General features: G+C 62.6%; 8 protein-coding genes. 2 read left to right on the top strand and 6 right to left on the bottom strand.

Translation table 11 applies throughout. From position 1 onward, the window contains the following. Positions 1-208: 208 nt before the first annotated feature. The 3 genes from BLW43_RS24645 to BLW43_RS21940 form a co-directional block, all read right to left on the bottom strand. Positions 209-337 carry a hypothetical protein gene (locus tag BLW43_RS24645; protein WP_281243604.1) on the bottom strand — a complete coding sequence of 43 codons (129 nt, stop codon included), beginning with the start codon at positions 335-337 and terminating at the stop codon, positions 209-211. A 165-nt stretch (positions 338-502) separates the two neighbouring features. Next, positions 503-628, bottom strand: a complete 126-nt coding sequence (locus tag BLW43_RS24640; RefSeq protein ID WP_281243603.1) for a hypothetical protein — start codon at positions 626-628, stop codon at positions 503-505. Between the two features lie 102 nt (positions 629-730). Then, positions 731-1,387: an alternative oxidase gene (locus BLW43_RS21940; protein WP_093256907.1), complete on the bottom strand. Its 657-nt coding sequence runs from the start codon at positions 1,385-1,387 to the stop codon at positions 731-733. A 161-nt stretch (positions 1,388-1,548) separates the two neighbouring features. On the opposite strand from BLW43_RS21940, the gene BLW43_RS21935 reads away from it, so the two are divergent. Beyond that, entirely contained in the window at positions 1,549-1,944 is a 396-nt protein-coding gene (locus BLW43_RS21935; RefSeq protein ID WP_093256904.1) for a hypothetical protein, read from the top strand. Positions 1,945-2,195: 251 nt separating this feature from the next. On the opposite strand, the gene BLW43_RS21930 is transcribed toward BLW43_RS21935, so the two are convergent. After that, entirely contained in the window at positions 2,196-2,687 is a 492-nt protein-coding gene (locus tag BLW43_RS21930) for a hypothetical protein (RefSeq protein ID WP_139284200.1), read from the bottom strand. Between the two features lie 66 nt (positions 2,688-2,753). Further along, the gene (locus BLW43_RS21925) at positions 2,754-4,853 is read right to left on the bottom strand and encodes a metallophosphoesterase (protein WP_093256899.1); all 2,100 of its coding nucleotides are present in this window, start codon (positions 4,851-4,853) and stop codon (positions 2,754-2,756) included. A gap of 797 nt (positions 4,854-5,650) precedes the next feature. Between BLW43_RS21925 and BLW43_RS21920 the strand changes: the two genes are divergently transcribed. Beyond that, positions 5,651-6,550: an arginase family protein gene (locus BLW43_RS21920; RefSeq protein WP_093256895.1), complete on the top strand. Its 900-nt coding sequence runs from the start codon at positions 5,651-5,653 to the stop codon at positions 6,548-6,550. Between the two features lie 146 nt (positions 6,551-6,696). Here BLW43_RS21920 and BLW43_RS21915 read toward each other — a convergent pair whose 3' ends face one another. Further along, entirely contained in the window at positions 6,697-7,608 is a 912-nt protein-coding gene (locus BLW43_RS21915) for a helix-turn-helix domain-containing protein (protein WP_093256892.1), read from the bottom strand. Positions 7,609-8,046: the final 438 nt, after the last annotated feature.

The following is an 8,046-nucleotide window of genomic DNA, read 5'->3' as shown; positions in this document are numbered from 1 at the left end:
GTACGTCGGGGGTGTCGGCTTGCTCATCCACCCCGGCTATCACGCTGGATTCGCGACGTGAATCCCTCCGCCAGCCACCTTTGCGCAACATAGCCGTGTTTGGCTAGAGCCACACGAATTGCTTTTCTGCATTGGGGATCAGCCGAGCATTGGGCGCCGGCGTCACCTGGCGTCGTCGCGAATCAGTCCCAGGCGCCAGCGGCCCTCGTCAGCCGATCCAGGCCTGCGCGAGGAGAATCAGCGGGCCGGCCGCCAGGGGCGCGAGAAAACTCGCCCCCATCCAGAGTTTGAGCCGCCGCAGCTTCCCACGCCGATCCGCATTCTCACGCTGGGTCATTGCGGCCGCCGCCCGATCGGGGGTTTGCGGGACCCGGGGCCGCGCCGGAACGCTTGAACCCACGCGCCGCAGTCTGCGCCAGCGTGCAAGCCGCCATGACCACCGTCACGCCCATCACCGCCCCGCCGACGGCATGAACGGCGGCGTTCGCCGCGAGCCTGAGGATCATTTGCGGCTGTCGATCGCTATGGCCGCATGCGCCGCCGCCGCGAGCGCGATGCCGCCTGCCACACCCACGCCTAGACCCATCAGGGTCGCCTTCACCGCGACAAGCTTCGAGAGCAGGCCCATCTTTCGTCTCCATTCGCGACTGTTCACCGGCCTATGATGGAGCGCCGACCCTCCGCGACCATGAAGATCTCGATCACGGCCTCATCAATGGCGTGATCGGGGTCAGTGCGCACCCGGGCCAGCCCCTGCAGCAAGCTGATCGGCGAACCCGTGGTTTGTGTCGCGATGGGCCGCCTCGTCAGCGCGCACTGCGATCACGACGTCGCGCAGGCGGGCGTTCGACGGCAGCGACCAGTAGTCGATCGCCAACTGCGGGGCCGCCACGTTCTCCTGCCGGCCCGCGTCGATCTCCGCGAGATACTGCGTGTAGCTGACGACCGCCTCCTCCTCGAGATAGCCGACCACGCGGTGCGCCGTCTTGGGCGCGAACAGATACAGGAAGAAGTACAGATTGAAGAAGACAGCCTGCGCGATCAGGATCACGAAGCGCTCGACCACCGTTGGCTGGGCCATCTTAATGAAGGCCATCAGATGCATCCGCTCATTGTCGGCTTCATCCAGAAGCTCGCGGATCCATCCATGGTCCTCGCGGATATGACGGACGGCCTTCAAATGCTGGAGCAGTCCACCCACCATGCCAGGCACGGCGGCGACGGTCTCAAGAACCACCGCCCGATGCCCATAGCGCTTCGCGAAGAAGGCGTCTGCGAAAACCCGCATCGTCTTCACGATCCGCAGGGCGAGGCGATCGGAGAAATCCTTTGGCGCCGCATGGCGGTCAAGCGACCGTTGATCGACGCGCGTGACGCTATCGAACATTTTCTCTGTCCATTGCTGAGTTTTATTGCCTTACACAACTGGCGTCGACGACGCGATCTGCAATCGGGTGCGACATCGAGAAGCTTGCGGCGGCCGTCGAAAGGGCAGCGAGGGAGCTGGGGGCGTCGGACCTGCCGATCTCGGACTGGTTCCACATCTCGATGCGCATCCGCCATATTGAGGCGTCGGCAAGGGCCATCAACGAGAGCCATCCCGCCGTCGCAAAGGGCAAGAAGGAGGTGCTCGACGCACTCGAGCGCATGCGCCACCGGCTCTGGAATGGTCACAAGACGGCGGCCATGGACGCCAGCCGCGCGGTGCGCGCAGGACTGCGGGCGCACCCCGACGAGCCGATGCGGAAGGGCCGCGCCCAGTGCAACCGCACCATACGCCGCGCCATGAAAAAGATGGTCGCGTACGTCGCCAACCCGCAGGCGCGATTGGTGAACTATGCCGAGCGCCATCGGACAGGACAGCGCGTGGCGACTTCGCTCGTCGAAAGCGGCGCCGACCACCTCGTCAACGCCCGAATGGCCCGCACCCAGCACACGCGCTGATCAGAGCAAGGCGCGTTCAACGTCCTCCAGGTCCGCACCGCCCACTTCAACCAACGCCTCGCAAACAAGCCCGTCGCGGCATGAAGCCCCCACCTTCGGAAACGTCCCACATTGAGTTTCAATCAACGAGCGCCCCAGTGGGGCAGATGCAGAGCACGAGGTCACAAAATTTTGGCGGGACCGACCTGCCATAGGCGGGTCGGTCCGACAAGCGCAGAGCAGCCAATCGCGAACTCGTCGCGTCGCCAGACTCAGACCTTGCGGCGCAGGGCTACCAGACCAGCCAGTGACACGGCGAGAAGCGCGAATGGCGCCGGTAGGGGGATCGGGGCGACGGCATAGGCGATGTCGCCATCGCCGTCCGCAGACAGCCCCTGATAGCTGAAGAACGCCTCGTCCACCGAGAAGAAGCCCGGAATGAAGGAGAAGGCGTCCGGCGTGTCAACGCTGAAGCTGAGGCCGAGGAACGCGTTGTCGAAATAGGCCAGCTCCGCGTCGCCGTCGGCCTCTGTATAGGTCTCGCCGCCGAAGTCGAAGCGCAAACGCTGCACCGGGATGAATTCCTCTCCCACTCCCGCGAGGCCGGCGAGGTCGGCCACAGCCTGCGCCGACAGGGTTTGACCGAACAGATCGCCCGACGTCACGGTGATGTCGGCGTCCACGACGAACACCGTCGTAGTCGCCGCCGCCGCGGGCGCCGCGGCCAAGGCAGCCGCTAGCGTGGCGGCGATGTGCGTCTTCATCATGATGCGTAGCCCTTGCTTGGATGGTCGGGTTGCGCCGCGCCGCCGTCGGCGCGGCGTGGATGGTCAGAAGAAGAAGTTCGCCGCGTCGCTCAACGTGTCGACGTCGACATCATCGACCTGCACAAGCGTGCGAGCCCGGCCTGGCCCGTCTCCGTCGACATCGACCAAGACGAAGCTGTCGTCGCCGCGACCGCGGAACGTCACCACGCCGTCGGCGATGGGATCGTCGCCGTCCAGGCCCAGACCGCCCAGCAGGCTGGACAGATCGATCACGTCCTGCCCGACGGTGAAATCCGTGATGCGGTCGCCGGCGTCGGTGATCTCTTCGAAGATGAAGGCGTCGAAGCCGTCGCCGCCCGTCAGCACATCGCGGCCTTCGCGACCGATGATGAAGTCGGCGCCGTCGGTGCCGGTCAGCGTGTTGCGGCTTGCGTCGCCCTCGATCAGCGTCACAGTCTCCTGCGTCGCCGGCGTGCCGTCGGCATTGAAGGTGAAGAGCTGCACGTCGTCGTAAATGCGACGCTCGGTGTTGCCGATCAGTGAGCCGTCGGCATCAAGGTCGGGGAAGCTGTAGGCGATCTGCAGCGTCATCACTGACGTTTCGCCAAGACGATAGAGGTTCGCCTCGAGGTGGCCATAATGCTTGCCGCCATCGACCAGCTGAACGTACGTCTCGCCGTCGCGGTCGGTGACTTCGCGCCACAGCTCGCCGCTGTCCCTGTCAGCGGTCCATTCAGAGAACGGGTTGGTGATCTCCGCGTCCGCGTCGGGTCGTGTGCCCCGCATGCCGTCGCCGGCGATGCCGACATCGTAATAGTTTACGCCCATGGCGTCATCGTCGGCGTTGACGAACGACCGTTCGGCGATCTCCGTGTGGCCCGACAACACGGCAACGACGCCGAACTCGTCGAGCAGCGGCGTGAACTGGCGCAGCGGCGTTCCCGCCTGGCCGCTCGACCGGGCATCGAGACCGTCGAGTCCGGCGTTGGGGATCGAGTGGGCGGCGCCGCTCGAATACGCAGCGTTGTGGTACTGCACGAAAACGATTTGCCCCTCGGCGCGCGCGTCCTCAAGCTGTTCGCGCAACCACGCGGCCTGGATCGAGCCTTCGTTGAAGTCGGACAGGTCGGTGCCGTCGCTTTCTGGGCCCGCATTGTTGGCGCGGTAGGTCTCGGCGTCGATGTTGACGTTGGTGTCGGTGTTCGGCGCCGTGGGGTCGCCACGGTCACTGCCAGCCACGTCGGGCTCGCCGTTGGAGCTGTCGAGCGTGATGATTGTGATCGGGCCGTAATCGATGCGATGGTAATTGTCCTGGTGGCTGTCGGTGCCGTTGGACGGCATGTCGAAATATGTCTTGTACTTGGCCCGGGAGAACGCGACAGCGTTGAAATCCTCGGTGATCCCGTAGCCGCCGTTCACCGCGGCGAAGTTCTCCCAATTCCCGAGGGCTGGGATGATCGGGCGGTCCGTCAGCACCTGGTCGAAAACGCCGGCGTTATGCCGGAAGAACTCGTCCCAACCCAGCTGATAGCCGCCACCCTGGACGAGATCGCCCGGCATGACGACGAAATCCGCGTCGCGCTCGCCGATGATGCGCAGGTTCTGTGCGTAGCCGTCGGTCTGGTTGAGAAGATACAGGTCACGGTCGGAGCCGTCTTTGGGCAGGTCGTCGGGACGGCCAAGGCTGCCGTCCGCCTGCGCGCCTTCCGACCAGTCGCGGACCTGGGTGGCGCCGAGCGGTTCGGTTTCGCTGTCGGCCAGCGCCACAAAACGGATGTGGCCCCAATCGTCGCCAGGCGCCGTTCGGACCGTCGCCTCGAAGGTCTCGCCGCTCTGCGTCACGGAATAGGTGTAGGTCGTCCCGGCGGACAGCCCCTCGATACGGACGCTATGCTTGTAATTCTCACCGTCGAACAGCGGGTACGCGTTGACCGCGGCATTGGCCAGCTCCGGCTCGATGTAGCTGAGCAGCGGCTGCAGCGCCGGGTCAGACGAGAGCGTGATCGGCGCCTCGAGGTCTCCGCCGGAGATGATCACGTCCCCGGCTTCGTCCGTCTTCGTGAACCACGTCAGCAGCATCCCCTCGGCGGTCGGCTGCTGCTGGTAGGGGAGGACACGAAACGCGTCCAACACCCCGGCCGTTATCGAAGCGTTCTGCGACATGGTGGCTCCTGATGAACAGGTTGATCGGGCTGACAGGGGCCTTGGCTAGCCGCGGCCTGTGTCATGGCGATGACCCGCGGGCATTCGTTTTGTGACGCGCTTTCCGCGAGATGCTGGCCTTGGGTGCTCGTGTGGCGCGAGGCGTAACGATGGCGGTCTCGCGCTGCTGCGGGCGTCTCGCCGATCCCTCGCCGGAAGCGGGGCCACTGCGGCCACTCGACCACCAATCCTGCCGCTGCCACCGGCAATCGCACTGCGGTTGCTGCATAAGCATAACGCGCGCATCTCGACCGTCGGCGGTGTCAGCGCGAAAGATGCCTTTGAGCGCAGAGTGTCGAAGCGGGCGCTCGATGTCGCAAAAGAAAATTTCAGGCGCAACAGCTGAGAAGCACCGGCCCACTCGGGGATTAGCCGGGCGCCGCAGTCGATTGTCGCAGTGGGGAGTTTCCCGGTTTCGGCCACTCGCGAGGTGCTCCGTCGGGCGCGGTAGGCGGCCGGTCGCGCAGGCGGTGGGTGTGGGATCAACCTCGTCGTCCGCCGCGCGAGGGAGGCCGTGAGTTTAGCAGTTGATCAATCCAACGGAGGGGTCCGGATTCGTTAGGCGAGAAGACAGCAATAACGGCACCAAGTCGGCAGCTTCCGCGCCGCATTGCCCGGAACCGCTCGCTAAGCTGACTTCACCTTTCTTGAAATAACCGGGGATGAGATCCTGTCCTTCCGCAATTGCCTGCACCCTGTTGCTCGCTCGTCTGAGTTCATCAGAGAATCCTAAACCAATCCTTGAAAGGAAAACTGCTATGGCGAAGCCAGTCGAGACGACCCTGAGACTGCTGTTCCCGCAATGGCAGGGCGGAAACAATCCGCCGTACACGTTCGGCAGCGAGCTCCTGGAATGGCTTGCACCACCAGCTGATGGGCCGGTCGAGAAGATCGAGATAGTCCCCTTCGACGGCACGCCTTTAAAGAACGAGAACGGAATTGTGGGACGCACGTCCCTCCAGTCGCAAATCGAAGAAGTCCATAGAGCAATTGATAAGCATAGCCCCAACAGGATCATCGTCTTGGGCGGCGATTGCGGCGTATCGCTTGCCCCGTTTGCTTACCTGAATAAGCACTATGATGGCGAGCTGGCAGTTCTTTGGCTAGATACACACCCCGATATAATGACACCAGACATTTTTCAAAATGCGCATGCAATGGTGATGGGAAGCCTCCTAGGTGAGGGAGATCCCGACTTTCTGAAGAATGTAAGCCACCCGGTAAAGCCTCATAACGTGATGTTCGCGGGCATGAGGAAGACCGGTGCGGAGTGGGCTCAGATAAGAGATTTCGAAGCGAGCTTCTTCGAGCGATTGCAGCTGCGCAGTGCGGGCCCAGAAGAACTGGCTGACACAAGCGCTCCTGTCATCGAGTGGCTGAAATCCACCGGCGCAAGAAAGGTTGCCATCCATTTCGACCTCGACGTTCTGGATCCACATTATTTTCGTTCCCTCCTGTTCGCAAACCCCGAAATCCCAATGCCGCACGGTACACCTCATGGTCGCATGCGGATCGATCAAGTCACCCGCGTGCTTAACGATGTCGCCGATGAAGCAGATATCGTCGGCCTGACAATCGCAGAACACATGCCCTGGGACTCCCTGAATCTCAAAAACATGCTGCAAGATCTTCCTTTGATCGGGCGTGGGTTCAGCTGAGCGCTGGACCGCCTTGAGAAAAACTGGGGAAATTACGTGCGGCCAGTTTATGAATTTTGGATTGCGGGCGCGCCTTTATAAGGAACGGCATCAAGCTGCGGCAGACCTTCTCCGAACTCCAAACCTAGAACCAGCGTCAAAAAAAGTCACCGCGTCGCGATGGAACGCGCAGGATCGCGGACCGCGCGGCGATAGTCGGAGGGGCTTATGCGCTGATGCTTGAGAAACACGCGGGCTAGAACCTGGTTTGATGAGTACCCGACCTCGAGGGCGATTCTGGTGATGGGAAGATCCGTCAACTCGAGGAGTTCGCGGGCTTTCTCCATTCTCAATCGTGTCAGATACATGCGTGGCGGCATGCCGACGCTCTGCTTGAACATCCGGGCGAAATGAAATGGAGAGAGTCGCGCCTCGGCTGCCAATTCGTCGAGGCTGACGTCTTCGGAGAAACGGGCATGCATCAGGTCGAGGCAACGCCGCTCTGCCCATGGTGTGAGGCCGCCTCTTGCTGGCGTGAACGAAGCACCGCTCAACCGAAACAGTTCGGCGAGGATTTCGCAGCCAGCAGCCCGCGCTAGCAGACGCGACGGCGCCCCCTCCTCTTCACTGAGAGCCCACAAGTTCCGGAGCACTGACTGGATGGCGATTGATCGAAACGGACCTCTGTAAAGTCGAATGCGCTCCAACGAACCCCTGCCATCAGTAGCTTCCTCATACACATTCTTCCACTGCGCCAGACAGAAAGAAAGGGCGCGAACACGGTGACTGGTGTCCATCATCATCGTGTGAGCGAAGTCCGGCGCATCTAGACCCAAATCGCCCTTCGTGCTCTTAACATCGAAAGATCCACCTCCCGAGTCGCCGTGAATGCGGCTTCCGCCAAGCAAGTCCTCGTGTAAGACAAGATCTGGCTGCGCTGGCCGAGACATGTCCCCGGCCGGGCGCGCCAGTTCAACGAGATCAAGCAGACCGCCAGGGGATTTTCGAACTTGCACATAAGATGCCTGCCGCCCTTCACAGTACCATTTGGAGGAAGTCGAATGGACAAGCGGGGTCACTGTCGTGTCTCCTGAGCGGCGATTACTCTGGCTCTCGAACACACCTCTTCAAGTAGCGTGGTCGGAGCGGCACCATCTCGGCCGAAATGGCGAGGGAACGGATTGATCGCAAGAGTGCTGCTGACAACAAGAAGTGGCAGCCGAGCGGTGCGGCGGTTATCCGCCATGACCTGATGGTTCAGCTGGTCCGCCAGATCACTCCTGAGTAGATGGCCGAACGCAAAGGGCCGGGCGAGTTCTCGACGATACCGGACCGCGCTGCCATGCTCCGTCACGTCCGGCCCGGTCCGGCCATTCATCCGCAGCAGCCCCGACTTGCGACAGGGTCGAGCCCCGAGCGGACTGAACCGCGCCGGGTCTGCCGGAGGCTCCAACTTCTGAGTAGGATGGCGCCCCATGAGCAAGACGACGAACAAGTTCTCCCCTGAGGTCCGCGAG

Source organism: Rubrimonas cliftonensis, assembly GCF_900107585.1.
GTDB lineage: Bacteria > Pseudomonadota > Alphaproteobacteria > Rhodobacterales > Rhodobacteraceae > Rubrimonas > Rubrimonas cliftonensis.
The sequence above is the reverse complement of the archived record's forward strand: the minus strand, read 5'-3'. Positions and strand labels throughout refer to the sequence as shown.